At 37.8% G+C, this 18,929-nt stretch carries 14 protein-coding genes; 9 read left to right on the forward strand and 5 right to left on the reverse strand.

All coding sequences use genetic code 11. From position 1 onward, the window contains the following. Positions 1-19 precede the first annotated feature (19 nt). Entirely contained in the window at positions 20-667 is a 648-nt protein-coding gene (locus tag AC2IP4_RS18055; protein ID WP_486310805.1) for a YdcF family protein, read from the reverse strand. A gap of 303 nt (positions 668-970) precedes the next feature. Here AC2IP4_RS18055 and glgC point away from each other — a divergent pair, with 303 nt between their 5' ends. From glgC to AC2IP4_RS18075, 4 genes are all read left to right on the forward strand, one after another. Continuing rightward, positions 971-2,188 (forward strand): glucose-1-phosphate adenylyltransferase, encoded by a 1,218-nt coding sequence (gene glgC / locus AC2IP4_RS18060; RefSeq protein WP_105055774.1) that lies wholly within the window; start codon positions 971-973, stop codon positions 2,186-2,188. Further along, complete coding sequence (gene glgA / locus AC2IP4_RS18065; protein ID WP_486310806.1) at positions 2,178-3,626, forward strand: glycogen synthase GlgA; 1,449 nt, start codon at positions 2,178-2,180, stop codon at positions 3,624-3,626. Before glgC ends, glgA begins: the two co-directional genes overlap by 11 nt. Positions 3,627-3,802: 176 nt before the next feature. Beyond that, on the forward strand, positions 3,803-4,468 hold the full coding sequence (locus AC2IP4_RS18070) for a YoaK family protein (protein ID WP_105055776.1): 666 nt from the start codon (positions 3,803-3,805) through the stop codon (positions 4,466-4,468). Positions 4,469-4,651: 183 nt separating this feature from the next. Further along, positions 4,652-5,986, forward strand: a complete 1,335-nt coding sequence (locus AC2IP4_RS18075; RefSeq protein ID WP_375320795.1) for an IS4 family transposase — start codon at positions 4,652-4,654, stop codon at positions 5,984-5,986. A gap of 52 nt (positions 5,987-6,038) precedes the next feature. On the opposite strand, the gene sstT is transcribed toward AC2IP4_RS18075, so the two are convergent. Beyond that, positions 6,039-7,283: a serine/threonine transporter SstT gene (gene sstT / locus AC2IP4_RS18080; RefSeq protein ID WP_105055777.1), complete on the reverse strand. Its 1,245-nt coding sequence runs from the start codon at positions 7,281-7,283 to the stop codon at positions 6,039-6,041. 189 nt (positions 7,284-7,472) lie between these two features. Here sstT and AC2IP4_RS18085 point away from each other — a divergent pair, with 189 nt between their 5' ends. Further along, positions 7,473-8,417, forward strand: a complete 945-nt coding sequence (locus AC2IP4_RS18085) for a chemotaxis protein CheV (RefSeq protein ID WP_105055778.1) — start codon at positions 7,473-7,475, stop codon at positions 8,415-8,417. Positions 8,418-8,586: 169 nt separating this feature from the next. Here AC2IP4_RS18085 and glgX read toward each other — a convergent pair whose 3' ends face one another. Both glgX and malK read right to left on the reverse strand, forming a co-directional pair. After that, positions 8,587-10,542: a glycogen debranching protein GlgX gene (glgX, locus tag AC2IP4_RS18090; protein WP_375320794.1), complete on the reverse strand. Its 1,956-nt coding sequence runs from the start codon at positions 10,540-10,542 to the stop codon at positions 8,587-8,589. Between the two features lie 73 nt (positions 10,543-10,615). After that, on the reverse strand, positions 10,616-11,725 hold the full coding sequence (malK, locus tag AC2IP4_RS18095) for a maltose/maltodextrin ABC transporter ATP-binding protein MalK (protein ID WP_375320793.1): 1,110 nt from the start codon (positions 11,723-11,725) through the stop codon (positions 10,616-10,618). A gap of 400 nt (positions 11,726-12,125) precedes the next feature. Between malK and malE the strand changes: the two genes are divergently transcribed. The 4 genes from malE (at position 12,126) to AC2IP4_RS18115 (ending at position 17,594) form a co-directional block, all read left to right on the forward strand. Further along, complete coding sequence (gene malE, locus AC2IP4_RS18100; protein ID WP_375320792.1) at positions 12,126-13,310, forward strand: maltose/maltodextrin ABC transporter substrate-binding protein MalE; 1,185 nt, start codon at positions 12,126-12,128, stop codon at positions 13,308-13,310. 143 nt (positions 13,311-13,453) lie between these two features. After that, on the forward strand, positions 13,454-14,998 hold the full coding sequence (gene malF / locus AC2IP4_RS18105) for a maltose ABC transporter permease MalF (RefSeq protein WP_105055782.1): 1,545 nt from the start codon (positions 13,454-13,456) through the stop codon (positions 14,996-14,998). 80 nt (positions 14,999-15,078) lie between these two features. After that, a complete protein-coding gene (gene malG, locus AC2IP4_RS18110; RefSeq protein WP_375320791.1) occupies positions 15,079-15,969 on the forward strand; it encodes a maltose ABC transporter permease MalG in 891 nt (296 codons plus the stop codon). Between the two features lie 431 nt (positions 15,970-16,400). Next, complete coding sequence (locus tag AC2IP4_RS18115) at positions 16,401-17,594, forward strand: acetate/propionate family kinase (protein WP_181044685.1); 1,194 nt, start codon at positions 16,401-16,403, stop codon at positions 17,592-17,594. Positions 17,595-17,865: 271 nt separating this feature from the next. On the opposite strand, the gene AC2IP4_RS18120 is transcribed toward AC2IP4_RS18115, so the two are convergent. Next, a complete protein-coding gene (locus AC2IP4_RS18120) occupies positions 17,866-18,927 on the reverse strand; it encodes a hypothetical protein (RefSeq protein WP_486317131.1) in 1,062 nt (353 codons plus the stop codon). Between the last annotated feature and the right edge of the window lie 2 nt (positions 18,928-18,929).

Here is an 18,929-nt window from a genome sequence, read left to right on the forward strand (position 1 = left end):
AGGGATTTTTTTAATTTCTTTATTCTACTAATAAATACTCATCAAAACCAATCTTGGTTAAATTTTCAAAGGCTTGCCAAACATCATCGGGAATATTCTGTGCTACTTGATACCCTAATGTTGGGTATACCTTCAAACGATGTAATTCGCCTAGAATAATACTAGCGATATGGTCAAATGTAACATCTTCAGTCGGGTAATTGATGAAAGTAATATTAGGAGATGAAATACAGAATTCTATATCGTTCCAGTTTTTTAAGAATGTTGCGAGTAATCTTCTCTCCATATACGGTTTTTGAACTAAGAGTAGAGATTCAACCTTAATGTTTTTTTCTTTTAATAAGGCTTGAGTGAAGAATATATTTTCGCCAGTATTTGTGGCCTTTGTTTCAATTAGAATCGCAGAAGAGGGAACTCCCATGTCTTTAGCTATATTAGCAAAGGTTTCCGCTTCACTTAATGTAAACAACCCTTCTGTTGCTCGACCTTGGGCACCTGAAAAGACTAATAATGGTGCATAGCCATCCAAATACAGTTGTGCTGCATGTTCAGCAACACGTAAGTCATAGCTACATAAAACAAAAATAGCATCACTTTTTTTAATTGGCTGATTAAGTAAATGGTAGTCCCATACCAATTGCAACTGCTGGAAAAGTGAAGGTGACATAAAAACCTCGAAACTTTATATGAATAATTTGATAATTACATAAGGCCTGTTGATTATGCAAATGCTCTATTTGGGTAGTCATACCGTATTTTGGTTTTGTGTGTTTTATGTTAACGTACGGTTAGCCTATAAGTGCTAAATATTGAGCTGATGCACATTATTGATTGAATCTTTTTTGTAAATAAATTGAAGTTACATACTTCACAGTTTTGTAATCTAAATGTGTTAAGTTAATCCCAAAATAAACAGATATAAGTAATATTTTTAATAATTACTATTTTAATTATAAACGTTGGAGAGAAAATGGCTGGTGTATTAGGAATGATTTTGGCTGGAGGTGAAGGCTCACGTCTTCGTCCATTAACAGAGTCGCGTACAAAACCTGCAGTACCGTTTGGTGGTAGTTATCGTTTAATCGATTTTGCCTTAAACAATTTTGTAAATGCAGATTTAATGCGTATTTATGTATTAACTCAGTTTAAGTCACAATCACTATTTCAACATATGAAAAAAGGTTGGAATGTAAACGGAATTACAGATCGCTTTATTGACCCTGTTCCTGCACAAATGCGTACAGGTAAACGTTGGTATGAAGGTACTGCGGATGCGATTTATCAAAATATTAGTTTTATTGAAGCGTCAGAACCTGAACATGTATGTATCTTTGGTTCTGATCATATTTATAAAATGGATATTCGACAAATGCTTGATTTCCATAAGAAGAAGCAAGCAGCACTGACTGTTTCTGCACTTCGCATGCCTGCGAAAGACGCCAGTGGCTTTGGTGTTATTGAGGTAGATGAACATGGAAAAATGATTGGCTTTGAAGAAAAACCAGCAACGCCAAAGTGCATTCCAGGGCATCCAGGTATTGCTCTTGTTTCAATGGGTAATTATATCTTTGAATCTGAAAGCTTGTGTAAAGAGCTTAAGTACGACGCAGATCTTGCTGATTCATCACATGACTTTGGTAAAGATATCATTCCTAAGATGTTCCCTGAAGGAAATGTCTATGTTTATGATTTCAGTACTAACCATATTACGGGGGAAAAAGAAGAGGTATATTGGCGTGATGTAGGTACGATTGAATCGTACTGGGAAGCACATATGGATTTACTACAGAAAGATGCACCATTTTCTCTTTATAACCGTAAATGGCCGCTGCATACTTATTATCCGCCGCTTCCACCAGCTACATTTAGTGATTCAGATAACGGCCGAGTGCAAATTATTGATAGCTTAGTATGTGGTGGTAGTTATGTTCGTGGTTCTCGTATCGAGAAATCAGTTCTAGGTTTCCGTAGTAATATTGCTTCAGCGTGTGATATTAGCGAAAGTATTCTTTTAGGTGATGTAAAAATCGGTAAAGGTTGTGTTTTACGCCGAGTTATCATTGATAAAGGTGTAGATATTGCCCCTGGAACTGAAATTGGTGTTAATCTTCAAGAAGATAAGAAGAGATATCATGTTTCAGATAAGGGTATAGTCGTTATACCTAAAGGAGAGAGAATTGGTTACTAAGACGCTTTCAATTTTATTTGTAGCATCTGAAGTTGAAGGGTTGATTAAGAGTGGAGGCTTGGCAGATGTTGCCAAGGCTCTGCCTAAGTCACTTAAAAAGTTAGGACATCAGGTTAATATCGCAATGCCTGCCTATAAGACGATTTCAGGTCGAGATGTTGCTGATATCATACTGGAAACAACATTAGAGCATTGGCCACATACGCCTTATAAAGTAAGAGCGCTAGAAGTGGATGGTATTTCGGTGTTTGGTATTGAGTGTGCTGAGTATTTTGACCGTGCAGAAATGTACGCTGAAAATAATCAAGCGTATTCTGATAATGGCGAACGATTTGCTTTTTTTAGTGCAGCTTGCCTAGATATGCTACCAAAACTTAATGTTCAACCAGACATTATTCATGCGAATGATTGGCATACAGGATTAGTTCCGTATCTACTGAAAAAACGTTACGAAAATGACGCTTTCTTTTCTCATACTCGCTCAGTTTTATCTGTCCATAATGCGGTGTTTAAAGGTATTTTTCATTATGATGAGATAGCATGTCTTGCTGAGTTTAAAGCGCATTATGTACCTGAAGCTGCTGTAAGTCATAGTCATATTAGTATGCTAAAAGCAGGAGTATTGTGTGCAGATAAAATAAATGCAGTCAGCCCAACTTATGCGAAAGAGCTGCTAACGGATCTAGGCTCTCATGGTATGGCAAGTGATTTCCAAGCGAGAGAATCAGATCTATTTGGTATTCTAAATGGATGTGATTACAGTGAGTGGAGTCCTGAAATTGATAGCTTTATTCCAAAACAGTTTAAAGCAAACCGTATTAGTATGGTTCGTGGCAAGAAGGCATGTAAATCTGCACTGCAAGAAGAAGTGAATTTACCTCAAAAAGAGGTAGCGATGTATGGCATGGTTTGTCGTTTAACGAATCAAAAAGGTATTCATTATCTATTACCTATTTTAGAGCAATTCTTAAAGAATGATGTTCAAGTTGTGATTGTCGGGACAGGCGATCCTGTTCTTGCTAACCAACTCGCAGAAATTGCGGCAATAAATAGTGATAAATTTGCTTTTGTAGAAGCGTATAATAATAAGTTAGCGCATTGGGTTGAAGCTGCATCGGATTTCTTTTTGATGCCATCAGAGTTTGAACCGTGTGGATTGAATCAAATCTACAGTATGGCTTATGGCTCGCTTCCAATTGTTCGTGAAGTTGGTGGTCTTAAAGACAGTGTGACTGATTACGACAGTGATATTGATAATGCCACAGGCTTTAGTTTTAAAACACCGGAGCCTGTAGAGTTATTATTAGTATTAATGCGCTCTTTATTACTTTATAGCCAAAACCTAAATGAAATTAAGCGTGTGCAATTACATGCTATGAAGCAAAGTTTTAGTTGGGATGATGCGGCAAATAAATATGTTGAGATGTATTTATCTTAAATCTTTAACTGCAACGTATGATGTATAACAAAAGGAAAGGCACTTTGTCTTTCCTTTTTTATTTTGACCTTGATAAGTTTACTAATCAGTATAGAGTATAATAAATTCTTGCTGAAATTGTATCTTACGCTTACTTGGGTATAGAATAACGCTCTTTACTGGCTAGGTATCGAATCGTGATTTCAAAACTACCTAAATGGGTCGAATACGGCACCTTTTTTCTAGCTCTCTTAGCTGGAATTACTAACTCAGTGGGCTTGCTGGGTTTTCAACATCAGTCAATTTCTCATCTTTCAGGGACGGCAACGTTACTCGGCACACAGTTGCTTAGTTTTAATGAGGAAACATGGCACTTACTTTTTATTATATTTAGCTTCATTTTAGGATCTTCATTAAGCAGCCTTATTGTTGGGTGTACCGCGTTAAAATTAGGGCGCCGTTATAATTTTGCTTTAGTTATTGAAAGTCTATTACTTTTTACAGCGATGTTCGTATTGAATGAAGGTAGTCAGTGGGGGCATTATTTCGCTTCTGCTGCATGTGGTTTACAGAATGGTTTAGTAACAACTTATAGCGGGGCAGTCGTCCGAACGACTCATGTTACTGGTGTGCTTACAGACTTAGGTATTATGTTAGGCATGAAACTAAAAGGTGAGCCAATTCATCATCGTCGTTTGGCATTGTATTTATTTATTGCTCTTGGTTTTATTTTTGGCGGTGTCATTGGCGGCTATTTCTACCCCTCTTTAGGGATTAATACGCTAGCGATACCTGCTACATTATGTGCGTTACTGGCTCTTTCTTATTCGATTTATTTGTACCAACATAAAGATCATCAATAATACCAATTACATTAATGATCATCTAATTAGTTACATTGGTATAAGGTTAGATAATAAATCCCTAAATAAAAAATGGCAGCTAATTTTAGCTAATGCCGATCAGTTAAGAAATTTTCCAGATCATTTGACTGATCGTTAAAAACCTTCAAAATCCGATATTGGGTAACCAATATCGGATTTTTTATGCAACTAACTAAAGCTCTAACACTGGCTAATGATTTCGTCCCTGATTCTGATTCTCTCGGAAAACTCAGTGATATATTACCTCCTGAATTTATTAATCAATGTTTAGAAGAGGCTGGGATAGCTACGATCCGTAAGCGCCGATTACCATTAGATATGATGATTTGGGTTGTGTTAGGCATGGCTTTCTATCGAGATGAGTCAGTCTGGGACATTACCAGTAATATGCAGCTTATGCTGCCAGGAAAGCGGCCACTAGTGGCTCCGAGTGCAGTAGTTCAAGCGAGACAAAGACTTGGAAGCGAAGCAGTAAGACATATTTTCACATCAACAGCTGAAATCTGGAATACCGAAGCAAACCATCCAACATGGAACGGTTTACAATTATTAGGTGTTGATGGCGTAGTTTGGCGAGCGCCTGACACAAAAGAAAACCTTCAAGTATTTGAACCTAAAAGTAATCAGCATGGCGAAACCTGCTACCCTCAAATCAGAATGGTATGCCAAATGGAACTCACTAGCCATTTATTGATCAATAGTGCTTTTGATAGCACAAAAGTCAGTGAAATGGTTTTAGCTGAACAACTTATCTCATCCACTCCAGATAACTCTATAACTTTGTTTGATAAAGGATTTTATTCCCTTGGCTTACTTCATAAATGGTCTACAACAGGATCGGAACGTCATTGGTTGCTTCCTGTGAAGAAAGGAACAATATATGAGGAAGTACGAACTTTAGGTCGACAAGATAAATTAGTGCGTTTAAAAACATCGCCACAAGCTAGAAAGAAGTTCCTTGATCTGCCGGAATATATTGAAGCTCGGTTAGTGAGTAAAAAAGTGAAAGGAAAAGAGACTCAAATTTTAACTTCAATGGTTGATCCAATGCGTTTTCCATCGTCTGAAATGGTAGAGCTGTACAGTGAGCGTTGGGAGATAGAAGTCGGTTATAGAGAAATGAAACAGACGCTTCTAAATAGTGAGCATCACCTTCGAAGTAAAAAGCCTGAGATGATTAGACAAGAATTATGGGGGATATTACTTGGTTATAACTTACTTAGATATCAAATGGTTAAGATGTCACATACGGTGAAGGGGCTTCACGCAAACCAATTAAGTTTCACATCATGCTCGCTGGCAATCATAAATATGTTGTACACAATGTCACTAAATAGTGCAGGTAATATCCCGAAGACTATCGCCTCTTTACAGGCAAATACCGCTCACTACATTTTACCGCCAAAGAGAGAAGATAGGCGCTATCCAAGGAGAGTTCGAGCTAAAGCCGTGAAGTACCCTTGCTGGAAAAAGAAAAAAGCCAGTCAGCTTAACTGACTGGCATTAGCTAATTTTAGCTGCCATTTTTGATTTTATTTCTTAGTATTGATTAAGAATTTGATGTTTGAACTAGTGGCTTATATGGATTGTCTGCTTTACGACAAGCAGCTGTAGTGAACAGAACATCAGTAGAGCTGTTTAGCGCTGTTTCTGCTGAATCCTGAACTACACCAATGATAAAACCGATAGCAACAACTTGCATTGCGACTTCGTTTGGAATACCAAATAGGCTACATGCTAATGGGATAAGTAATAATGAACCGCCAGCAACACCAGATGCACCACATGCAGAAACAGCAGCAACGAGGCTAAGTAATAGAGCCGTTGGTAAATCAACCGCAACGCCTGATGTATGTACTGCTGCAAGTGTAAGTACGGTAATTGTAATTGCAGCACCGGCCATGTTAATTGTCGCACCTAGTGGGATGGATACTGAGTAAGTGTCTTTATGCAGATTTAAACGCTCACATAATGCCATGTTTACTGGAATGTTGGCTGCAGAGCTTCGAGTGAAGAATGCCGTTACACCACTTTCACGTAAGCATAAGAAAACAAGTGGGTATGGATTACGTTTTGTACGAATAAACACAATTAGTGGGTTTACAACTAACGCAATAATTGCCATTGAACCAAGTAGAACCGCGAGTAGGTGAGAGTAGCTTGCTAATGCATCAAAACCAGTCTCAGCAAAGGTACTTGCTACAAGACCAAAAATACCAATTGGAGCGAAACGGATAACGACCGTTACAATGTTTGAAATACAGTTTGAAAGGTCAATAAACACTTTTTTTGTTGCATCAGATGCAGAGTGTAGACCTAAACCAAGAGCAATCGCCCAGGCTAAGATACCAATAAAGTTGCCAGTCATTAAAGCATTGATTGGATTATCAATGATTTTGAATAATAAGGTATAAAGAACTTCCATAATGCCTTCAGGCGCACTATTGGTTGCAGCGTCAGTGACTAGAGATAAAGTGGTTGGAAAAATAAAACTCATAGTAACGGCAGTTAGTGACGCACAAAAAGTACCAACCAAATATAAAACCACGACAGGTTTCATGTTTGAGTCTTGGCCTCGTTTTTGGTTAGCAATAGAGGATGCAACAAGAATGAATACAAGAATAGGAGCGACCGCTTTTAGGGCACTAACAAATAATTGACCAAAAAGACCAGCAGAAACAGCGGTTTCTGGTGATAGTGTGGCTAGTGCGACACCGGCGACAATACCAATTAAAATTTGTATAACGATGTTTGTATTCATCATACGAACGAGTAAAGGTTGGGCTTGCGGCATATTAAATTCCTTTAATTTAGTACAACATGCATCTTATCTGATGCTTATGCGAAAGATAGTAACATTATTGTCTATTTTTTTGCACTAACTTGTTAAAGACTTCTAGAAAAATGCCGATAATATATTAACGTGTTACAGAAATAATTGCTGGTGATAATATCGGCAATGACAATCAAATGAGTGATGATTATGAGTGAAATGTTAAATAGTGTTGATCAGCGAACCCAACTCGTGGGTGAAAATAGATTGGAATTGTTGCTTTTTAAGCTAAACACCACTCAAATTTTTGCGATTAATGTTTTTAAAGTAAAAGAAATATTAAAAGTCCCTAAGTTAACTAAGCTGCCGGGCTCTCATTATCATATTTCTGGAGTTGCGAGTTTACGTGGTGAATCTGTGCCTGTGATTGATTTGCGTGGTGCTATTGGTATGAAGCCAATGGGTAATGATGAAGAAAGCACCCTAATTGTTACTGAATATAACCGTACAACCCAAGGTTTTTTGGTTGGGCAAGTCCAGAATATTATTAATACCACATGGGCTGATATTCAGCCGCCACCAAAAACGGTAGGACGCCATAACTTTCTTACTGCAATTACTCAAGTTGAGATTGAACCAAATACCACGCGAATTGTTGAAATTATTGATGTAGAAAAAGTATTAGCTGAGATTATTGAATACGATATTTCAATTTCTGAAGGTGTATTAAACCAAGAATTGGTTAGTCATATGCATGGGCGTAAAGTGCTTATCGTTGACGATTCAAGTACGGCACGAACTCAAGTCAGAAATACATTACAACAACTTGGTCTTGAAGTGATTGAGAGAAGTGATGGACGCCAAGCGCTTGATCTTTTAAAAGGGTGGTGTGATGAAGGTAAAGTGGTTAATGATGAGATTTTATTAATGATCACCGATGCTGAAATGCCAGAAATGGATGGTTATAGACTGACTCATGAAATCAGAAATGATCCTAGAATGAATGATTTGTTTATTACGTTAAATACCTCGTTAAGTGGCAGTTTTAATGATGCAATGGTTCAAAAAGTAGGATGTGATCGTTTTATTTCTAAGTTTCAGCCTGATCTCATTGTCGGTGTTGTGCAGGAAAGGCTAGCTCAAATTATTTCGTAATCTTATTCGTATATGATCTGGATTACATCCAAGTTAATAATTACGCTGACGGTTTTAGCGTATAGAACATATCACAAAGGACGTGTAAAATCTGAGGCTGGGCTAGACTAGCTTAGTGGAGAACAAAAGGAGGCTTAATTGCCTCCTTTTTTATTGGTATAACCTTTCTTTATTCAGCATTAAATATGGCAATAGACAACGGCGATAGGCTGTAATCAAAAACAGCATGTTTTGGTGTTATTTGAGTATGCTGGGTATTACACACTAAAGCCCAACGAGAATATTGTTTTGGATTTGGTAACTCAAAACGAGTCGGTATATTTGATTGGTTTATTAAGATAAGTAATTCTTTAGTCCCATCATATATATTGAGATGAAGACATAACGATTCAGCACCGTGCCAATTTGCATGAGTCATATTATTGCCTTCAGAAGTATACCAAGCGACTTTTTGCTTGGCTCTACTTGTGCCACTAAATGCATTAATGACTGGTACCATATGAGTTTGTCTTGCTTGTATCATCTCTGATAACCAGCGTTTAAACTCTAGAGCCGTTTTATCTAAATTCCAATTAACCCAACTAATATTACTGTCTTGACAGTAAGCATTGTTATTGCCTTGCTGACTGTGTGAGCAAGCATCCGCCGCTAAAAGATGAGGGATACCAAAACTAAATAGTAAAGTTGTCATCATATTACGTTTTTGCTTTTCACGCATGGCAATGATTCTTGGGTTATCCGTTGGACCCTCAATGCCATAGTTATCAGAGCGATTATCGCCATGCCCATCGCGGTTTTCTTCGCCATTGGAAAGGTTATGGCGCTCTTTGTAACTAACAAGATCTTGAAGTGTAAACCCATCATGATAACTGACATAATTAACAGGCAGTTTATGAGGCCAACGAGAAGCACTCACTAGGTCGCGAGATCCCATTAAACGAGTTGCCATCGATTTTAAGTAGTTCTGTTCACCACGCCAAAAACTTTTTGTTGTGTCGCGGTATTTATCGCTGCATTCATTCCAACCATTAGGAAACTGACCGACTTGATAACCGTTAGGGCCTATATCCCATGGCTCTGCAATCAGTTTTATTTTTTGAAGAACAGGATCTTGGGCTACAGCTTTGAAGAAAGCGTTGTTCGGAGTAAATTGATCGTATTCACGGCCTAATGTTGCCGCTAAATCAAATCTGAAGCCATCGATATGGTATTGTTCAACCCAATAACGCAGAGTATCCATGACTAGATTTAGGCTTGGTTGATGAGTAATATCTAGCGTATTTCCACATCCAGTATAATTTGTATATTTACCGTGATGGTGCAAATAATAATCTTGGTCTAAGCCTTTTAGATTAAAGGTGACTCCGCCATCTCCACCTTCAGCAGTATGGTTATATACCACGTCGAGAATGACTTCGATATTGTTTTTATGAAGTTCTCTGATGGCTGTTTTTAATTCTGTGACAGCATCATTACGCGCATAGCGTGGGTCGGGTGCCATAAATGAAATGGGGTTATAGCCCCAGTAGTTCACCATGTTCATTTCAAGTAAATGAGGCTCATGCATACAAGCAGCAACAGGAAGTAACTGAACACTTGTAATACCTTGGTGTTTTAAGTGTGCGATGTTGGCAGGATCAGCCAACCCAAGGTAAGTTCCTCTTACTTTTTCATCTACTTTCGAATTTAATAGAGTAAACCCTTTTACGTGAGTTTCCAATAAAATGGTTTCGGAGCGAGGGACCTTTGGTCTTGATGTATCTTGCCAATCAAAAGAATCATCAACGACAAGAGATTGCGCTAAAGTCCAGCTTTGTTCCGCTGTATAAGGAACATTATAATGAGGGGTATGTTTTAAGGCTTTACTGTATGGATCAAGTAAAAGTAGCTCTTCCTTCCCTTGAATTATTTTAAAACCATAAGCGGTGTCTTTAGTGATATTGTCAATGAAGGTATATTTAATTGAGCCATATTCTTCAGTGAATGGATGTTCTTTATGGGTCCCATCTTCATTAAATATAATTAATGAGAGAGGAAATGAAGACGAATGATGGACTGAAAAATTACATCCACCGGGAGTTAATGTCGCCCCTAGAGGGTACGGGAAAGCATGATGTGTGTTCACAATATACCTCTTACTGAATAAACAACAAAAGCCCAATTCATTGTTGGGCTTTTTTATAAATGAGTAATGTCAGTTAAGCGCCAGCTTCTTTATAGAGCCTTTGGCATGCTTTTCCATCACCATGGAATAAATGGCAACGGTGTGCAGGTATTCCCACAGAGAAGGCGTCACCAGCCTCAATTAATGCAGTATCAGGGACACGGTATATCATATCGGCATCGGCATCTTCAATTGTTAAATAAATTTGTGTTTCATATCCCAATTTTTCAACAACAAGCACTTCGCCTTTAATTACGGTATCTCCATTTTCGGCAGAGACTAAGTGTTCAGGGCGTATGCCTAGTGACATTCTTTCTCCACGAGTGACGTGCGTACCATCAACAGGAACCCAGAATGAAGTTCCATTTTTGAATTGTACTTTTACTTGATTTTTTTCAACATCTTCGATGAATACACTAATAAAATTCATTTTTGGAGACCCAATAAATCCAGCGACAAAGCGGTTTTTTGGGTAATGATACAACTCTAATGGAGCACCAACTTGAGAAACATAACCGCCATCTAGCACGACAATTTTTTCAGCCATTGTCATTGCTTCAACCTGATCATGAGTAACATAAATCATGGTGCAGTTTAGTTTTTTATGAAGCTTAGCGATTTCGATACGCATTTGCACTCGTAATGCGGCATCTAAGTTAGATAAAGGCTCGTCAAGAAGAAAAACGTCTGGTTGAGACACCAGAGTACGGCCAATAGCCACACGTTGACGTTGCCCTCCAGAAAGCGCTTTTGGTTGGCGTTCTAATAAGTGACCAAGTTGCAGGATATCAGCCGCGTGATCGACGCGTTTTTTGATCTCGGCTTTGTCGGCTTTAGCGAGTTTAAGACCAAACGACATGTTATCGAATAAGTTTAAATGTGGATAAAGCGCATATGATTGGAAGACCATACCAACACCACGTTTAGAAGGCTCAACATCATTCATGCGTTTGTCACCCATGTATAAATCGCCTGATGTAATGTCTTCTAAGCCAGCAATACAACGTAATAACGTTGATTTACCGCAACCTGATGGACCAACAAATACAACAAATTCACCTGAGTTTATTTCTAAATCTACATTTTTCGATATTTTAACGTCGCCATAGGATTTGCAAACGTTGCGTAAAGTGACACTCGTCATTGTGTCCATCCTCTATTTTAATTTTAAATAATAGTAGCTATTCGCTTTATGGTGCCATTCTTCAGTAAAAAGGGCATTACGTCATCCTCCTCCTCCCTCTTTTTTTTGGGGGAGTAGGGGGGAGGAGTACCTAGGTCACGTTTTTAATAAATAGTGATGGAGCTCAAAGTTTTTTTAAATTTCAATGTGATAGTGGTCTCACTTTGCGTTTGTTTTGTGAGGTGGGACAATGCATATTCTGATTGAGATCACGGTTTTCACCGCATGTTAAAAGGGCGTAGGGAGTAGGAGGATGAACTTAGGGGATTTATTCATGAAAATACACCATGAAAACTGAATCATCACCAATTTTTATTTCAACCCTACGGATGATTCGCTAATTATAAAGGAAGGATTCACAATGAAAAAAGTCCTCAGCACTGTCGCGCTATGCACAATGGCAGCTTTTGGTTCAATTAACGCTTCTGCAGCAATCGAAGAAGGTCAACTTACTATTTGGGTAACTGGCGATAAATCTTATGAAGGTATGGCTGAAGTAGGTAAACGATTCGAAGAAGATACTGGCATTAAGGTGACCGTTGCTTTCCCTGATAAAGCGGAAGAGAAGTTTGCTCAAGTTGCAGCAGCTGGTGATGGTCCAGATATGATCTTTTATGCGCATGATCGTTTTGGTGGGTTTGCAGAAGCGGGTCTACTTGCCGAAATTAAGCCATCTGAAGAACTGAAATCTGAAGTCGTAGATTTTGCATGGGATGCTGTATCTTACAAAGGCAAAACCATCGCTTACCCAATCGCGATTGAATCTGTGTCATTAATTTATAATAAAGCAATCATTAAAACACCGCCAAAAAATTGGGAAGATATTCCAGCATTAGATAAAGAACTAATGACTAAAAACCAAAAAGCAATCATGTGGCCTTTACGTGGTGGTGCTTACTTTACATGGCCTCTACTTGCTGCTGATGGCGGATATGCCTTTAAGAAAACGGCAGACGGTTATGATATTAAGAACGCAGGAGTGAACCAAAAAGGGGTTCAAGATGCGATGGGCTTTATTGAGAAAATGGTAAAAGATAAGACCATTTCTGCAGATATGGATTACTCAGTTGCTGAATCTGAATTTGTGAAAGGCAATGTTGCAATGATGATTAATGGTCCTTGGGGCTGGGCAAACATTGAGAAAGCAGGTATCGACTATGGCGTAACAACCTTGCCTAAATTCCACGGTCAAGCATCTAAACCATTTGTTGGGGTTTGGGTTGGTGGTATTAGTGCTGTTTCTCCAAATAAAGATCTTGCTGTTGAATTTTTTGAAAGCTACCTACTTACAGATGAAGGTCTAAAAAGTCTGAATGATGATAAGCCGCTTGGTGCTGTAGCTTTAAATTCATACCAAGCACAACTAGGTAATGATCCTCGTATTGCAGCAACAATGGATAATGCAATGAATGGTGAAATTATGCCAAACATTCCACAGTTCACAACGTTCTGGTACAGCATGGAAGAAGCATTAGGTAATGTGGTTGATGGTCGTCAAATGATTAATGACGCACTGGCAGCTGCAGAACAACGCATGACCAAGTAATAAATATAGAAAAGAGGGGAGGTATTTTTTCCCTCTTTTAATATTAAAACAAAACTATCTTATCGACATATACCTACTGAGTAAGTTTGTTACCTCATTAATTGACTTACTAGGTTGGTATTTTAAAAAAGGTCTTGGAGCTTATGACAACAGCAGTCGCTTCGCATTCAAATTATAAATCATTAGCAAAATGGGGACTATTGTCTGCTATTGCTGCGATCAATGGTTATGTTTGCGTACTTATGTATTCTCGTGGTGAAACTGCATTTGCAATGTTAACTCTCGTGTTAACATCGTTAGCCGTTTATGTATTTGGTAGTAAGAAAACGTACGCTCATAGATATACCTTTCCTGGTATTGCAGGCATGATTCTATTCATTATTTTTCCACTAGTTTATACCGTTGGACTCGCATTCACGAACTATAGTGCCACGAACCAAGTGACATTAGAACGAGCGCAAACGGTTCATCTATCAAAAACATTTCAAAGTGGAAAGAGCTATAAATTTCAACTGATGAATCAGGGAAATGGTTATGCACTAACCATCAAAGACTCAGGTGGGTTGTTAGCGACAGAAACGTTTAATTTAACTGAGGCTATTGAGCGTAATCTGATCTTAACGCCTGTTGATTCTGTTAAAGGTAAAAAAGCGACAATTAAGCAAATTATCGGTAAACGCCCAAATTTAAATTTAATTACTTTATCTTTACCATCTGGTGGTGAGATTCAAATGAGTGGATTGCGTAAATTTGCAGCGGTAGCGCCACTGTTTGTTTTACAAGAAGACGATGAAACGCTTTATAACAATAAAACTGAAACTTATTTTAAAGCTAACCATGAAACAGGCTTCTATCAAGAAGTGAACGATAATGATGTTTTCATTGGTGATCCAATTTCTCCTGGTTTTGTTGTAAATGTGGGTGCTGCTAACTTTGAACGAATTTGGAAAGATGACGGAATTAAAGAACCTTTTATTAGCATCTTTATCTGGACGGTTATTTTTGCAACTTGTACCGTGGTATTTACTTTGGCAATAGGCTTAGTGCTAGCTGCTGTTGTGCAATGGGAAGAACTTAAAGGGCGTGCTGTTTATCGTCTTCTATTAATTCTCCCTTATGCGGTACCTGCATTTATCTCTATTTTGATTTTTCGTGGTCTTTTTAACCAAAGCTTCGGTGAAATAAATATGTTACTTGATAGCATGTTTGGTATTCAGCCTAATTGGTTCTCTGACCCATTTACTGCCAAAACAATGGTATTAATTGTGAATACATGGCTTGGTTTCCCTTACATGATGATTCTATGTATGGGGCTATTGAAATCGATTCCAGAAGATCTTTATGAAGCATCAGCGATTGATGGTGCAGGGCCAATTCAAAACTTCTTCAAAATCACAGTACCAATGATGGTTAAGCCATTAACACCGTTACTGATAGCTGCATTTGCCTTTAATTTCAATAACTTCGTAATGATTGCGTTATTGACAAAAGGTGGCCCAAATATGATTGGAACCACAGAACCAGCAGGTTATACGGATTTATTAGTAAGTTATACGTATCGAATCGCGTTTGAGGGCAGTGGTGGTCAAGACTTCGGTTTAGCAAGTGCAATTGCAACACTTATTTTCTTATTGGTTGGTGGCTTAGCGTTATTGAACCTACGTTTCACCAAATTATCAAATAACTAAATTAATACTAGTTAAGTAGCTATCTATGAAGAATATTGTATTTAGCTACTTGCATATTGAATAAATAAGGATTCATTGATATGGCAATGGTTCAAGGAAAAAACTTAAAGTACCGTGTTTGGGCTACTCATATAGCAATGTGGATATTTTTAGCAATGATAATATTCCCATTATTAATGGTTATTACTATTTCATTCCGTGAAGGTAACTTTGCAACAGGTAGCATAATTCCTGAAAACCCATCACTAGAGCATTGGAAGTTAGCATTAGGAATAGCAGTAGAACACGCTGACGGCTCTACAACTCAACCTCCGTTTCCTGTTCTCACTTGGTTATGGAACTCAGTAAAAGTTGCTGCGATTAGTTCTATATTGATAGTTGCATTATCAACAACCAGTGCATATGCGTTTGCTCGACTACGTTTTAAAGGAAAAGATACTATACTCAAAGGAATGATGATTTTCCAAATGTTCCCAGCGGTACTGGCGCTTGTGGCTTTATATGCTTTGTTTGATAAATTAGGTCAGTACATTCCGTTTTTAGGATTAAATACACACGGTGGACTTGTTTTTGCTTATCTTGGTGGTATTGCATTGCATGTTTGGACGATTAAAGGCTACTTTGAAACCATTGATAATTCATTAGAGGAAGCGGCGGCATTAGATGGTGCGACACCATGGCAAGCATTTCGTTTAGTATTGTTACCATTATCTGTGCCAATCTTGGCTGTGGTCTTCATTTTGTCATTTATTGGTGTAATTACAGAGGTTCCAGTAGCATCTTTACTACTTTCTGATGTAAACTCATACACATTAGCAGTAGGTATGCAACAATATTTATACCCTCAGAACTACTTATGGGGTGATTTTGCGGCCGCTGCGGTATTATCAGCATTGCCTATTACATTGGTTTTCCTACTTGCTCAGAAGTTCCTTGTGGGTGGTTTGACAGCCGGTGGTGTAAAAGGATAACGATAATTATACGGACCCGACACATTTTGGGCAGGGTCCATTTGCGTGAAGAGCTTTATGATGGTTTGGTCGCCGATCGGTAAAGTGTTCAGCGCAGTATTGGCATTACGCATAGCTGGGTAAGTGTTGCAGGATGCAACTTTACTTTTTGTAATCAGAGCCTGAGTATTATCACTCAGGCTTTTTTCTGTTTGTTATTTACTCTATTGGTATAAATTTCCGATTAGTTTCTTCCGTGTACTTTTTTGAATTGAGATTTAGGACAGATAGCAGCCTATATTTGCTAATGTTGATCTAGAATAAAGAATTGACAAATAAAATATGAATAAATAAAAACAAAAGTTGAATAATTAAAAAAAAGTTGAATAATGGGAGTGTTACAAAAGGCACAAATATATGTGTAACCTACAGTTTATAAAAAGAGAATAATGATGAACAACGAATACGTATTAGTTATCAATTCAGGCAGCTCTTCACTAAAGTTTGCTGTTATCGATACTGCTTCTGGTGATGCAGTGTTAAGCGGGTTGGGTGAGTGCTTTGGTCTGGAAGATGCTCGTATGAGCTGGAAGTATCAAGGACAGAAAACCGAAATCGCCATTGAAGGCGAAGAAAATCACCATAAAATAGCCATTGGTAAATTAGTGGGCTTAACTGAAGAATTGGGTTTTACTGATGGCATCGTTGCTATTGGTCATCGTATTGTTCATGGTGGTGAGAAATTCACGCAAACAGTTCGAATTTCTGAAGAAGTAACAAAAGAGATTGAGAGCTTATCTGATTTAGCGCCATTACATAACCCTGCTGGTGCTATCGGTATCCGAGCAGCTGTTGAAGCCTTTCCTTCTCTTCCTCAATTTGCTGTATTTGATACAGCGTTCCACCAAACTATGCCAAAACGTGCATACACAGGTGCTATTGCTAAAGAGTTATATACTGATTTTGGTGTACGTCGTTACGGTTTCCACGGTACAAGTCACTATTTCGTAAGCCGTGAAGCTGCGAAAATGATTAACAAGCCAATTGAAGAATCTAGCTTTATCTCTGTTCACCTAGGTAATGGTGCATCAGTTTGTGCAATTAAAGACGGTAACAGTGTTGATACATCAATGGGCTTTACACCGCTTTCTGGTCTAATGATGGGCACACGTTGTGGTGATTTAGACCCAGGCATCATTGAGTACCTACTTAAAAAAGGTTGGTCACAAGAACAAGTATTTAACTCTCTAAATAAAGAGTCTGGTTTCTTAGGTGTGTCCGGCCTAACAAGTGATGCACGTGGTATCCTTGAGGCAATGGAAGAAGGCCACGAAGGTGCGACATTAGCATTCCAAGTATTCACATACCGTGTTGCTAAGTACGTTGCTTCTTATCTAGCAGCATTAGATTCTCTAGATGGTATCATCTTTACTGGTGGTATCGGTGAGAACTCATTACCAATCCGTCGTGAAATCTTAAACAACCTTAAAATTCTAGGATTTGTTGAAGATGTTGCAGGTAACGAAGGTGCTCGTTTTGGCGCTGATGGGGTTATTGCTAAATCTGAAATGCTAAATGCAGTGGCAATGGTTATACCAACTAATGAAGAATTTGTGATAGCTCAACAGTCTGTTGAATTGCTGTAAATTATAATAAAAACATAGATTTAAAAGCGAGCTATAATGGCTAATGCCGATCAGTTAGTCACTTTATTGAGTAATTATGCACTATTTATTCAATGTCTAATAGATATGGCAAAGTACCCGTTAAGAGAGTGAAAGATAGATACAACAAGGGCTCCAGAATGATTGTAATAAATTCGTCTGAAGCCCTTGTTTTTATTGATGTTCGCTTAACTGACTGGCATTAGCTATAATGGCTCGCTTTTTTGTGTGTAATTATTAATATTAACTTATTTTATAAATTTGTTTCATAAATTTGATTATATAAGTTGGGGAAATTTACAGTATTACCTAATTTTTTAGATAAATCGAGGTATCCATAATATCGAATAAGTTTGATATAGCAGACAAATAGTATGTCACAAATAAATTTATCAAACATTTCTCTTTCTTTTTCTTCCCATAATTTCAACATTTCTTTGTTTGATACTGTCTCATTATTAAGAAGTAGAAAATCGTAAGCAGAAAGAGAAATAGTATGAGATAAAGAGATTAGATCAGAGCCTAAGTTCTCTGAAGTTAAATCTTTTTTCATAAACTCAGCAACTTCGTTATAAAATTCATTAAGTTCAGTAGGTATTTTCCCATTTTTGTAATAAACCGTCCTGATAAACTCATGAACTCTTACCTCAAGTTCGATTTTTGAAAAAAGGTAGCGTTCGTGATCCGTTGGTGAGTTGTTCAGAACCAGTTTTTCTAAGTTAAGATTGGTATCGTAGATAAGGTTAACCAATTTACTGTTGTTAAACTGCATTAAATGGCAGTGCTCATGAGAAATCGTTCGCTCTTCTCTTTTGGTTCCTTTGTTATTTATGAAGACACGATTGCCTGATACCGTGGAAACATGGCCTGACGTGTTTTTCTGCCTGATAACCTTTTTTATGGATGTAATCAATACAAAAGTAGATACATAGCTAAAGAGTGCCAAAAAAACGATCATCATAAAAGGGCACAAAAAAAAGAAAATCATCAAAACAATCAAACCCATAATCATGCCTAGGATCTTGTTTTGATTATATTTGCTAGTAACAGTTAGTTTGAGTTCGCTCAGCGAACTCTTCAGCGAACTAAGGTTTTCTTCTAATTTTACAAATATTTTGTCATGTTCTTTACCTGTTGAAATAATCTTCTTAAGATTTCTAATGAGATCAGGAAGTTGAGCTAATGTCGCTTTTGCTTTTTTGAGTTTGGTGTCATAGATTTCAAACTCGAAATTTACCATCACGTTTTTTCCAAGCCCTGGGAATGGAAAGACGGTAAAGTCTTTTTTTAATTGCTGAATACTTGTTCTTTTCATGT

The sequence above is a fragment of the Aliivibrio thorii genome (assembly GCF_057368585.1).

Coding starts and splice junctions, on each gene's coding strand:
- AC2IP4_RS18055 (WP_486310805.1), bottom strand. CDS start 667: ATGTCACCTTCACTTTTCCAGCAGTTGCAATTGGTATGGGACTACCAT.
- glgC (WP_105055774.1), top strand. CDS start 971: ATGGCTGGTGTATTAGGAATGATTTTGGCTGGAGGTGAAGGCTCACGT.
- AC2IP4_RS18075 (WP_375320795.1), top strand. CDS start 4,652: ATGCAACTAACTAAAGCTCTAACACTGGCTAATGATTTCGTCCCTGAT.
- sstT (WP_105055777.1), bottom strand. CDS start 7,283: ATGCCGCAAGCCCAACCTTTACTCGTTCGTATGATGAATACAAACATC.
- AC2IP4_RS18085 (WP_105055778.1), top strand. CDS start 7,473: ATGAGTGAAATGTTAAATAGTGTTGATCAGCGAACCCAACTCGTGGGT.
- malK (WP_375320793.1), bottom strand. CDS start 11,725: ATGACGAGTGTCACTTTACGCAACGTTTGCAAATCCTATGGCGACGTT.
- malE (WP_375320792.1), top strand. CDS start 12,126: ATGAAAAAAGTCCTCAGCACTGTCGCGCTATGCACAATGGCAGCTTTT.
- malF (WP_105055782.1), top strand. CDS start 13,454: ATGACAACAGCAGTCGCTTCGCATTCAAATTATAAATCATTAGCAAAA.
- malG (WP_375320791.1), top strand. CDS start 15,079: ATGGCAATGGTTCAAGGAAAAAACTTAAAGTACCGTGTTTGGGCTACT.
- AC2IP4_RS18115 (WP_181044685.1), top strand. CDS start 16,401: ATGAACAACGAATACGTATTAGTTATCAATTCAGGCAGCTCTTCACTA.
- AC2IP4_RS18120 (WP_486317131.1), bottom strand. CDS start 18,927: ATGAAAAGAACAAGTATTCAGCAATTAAAAAAAGACTTTACCGTCTTT.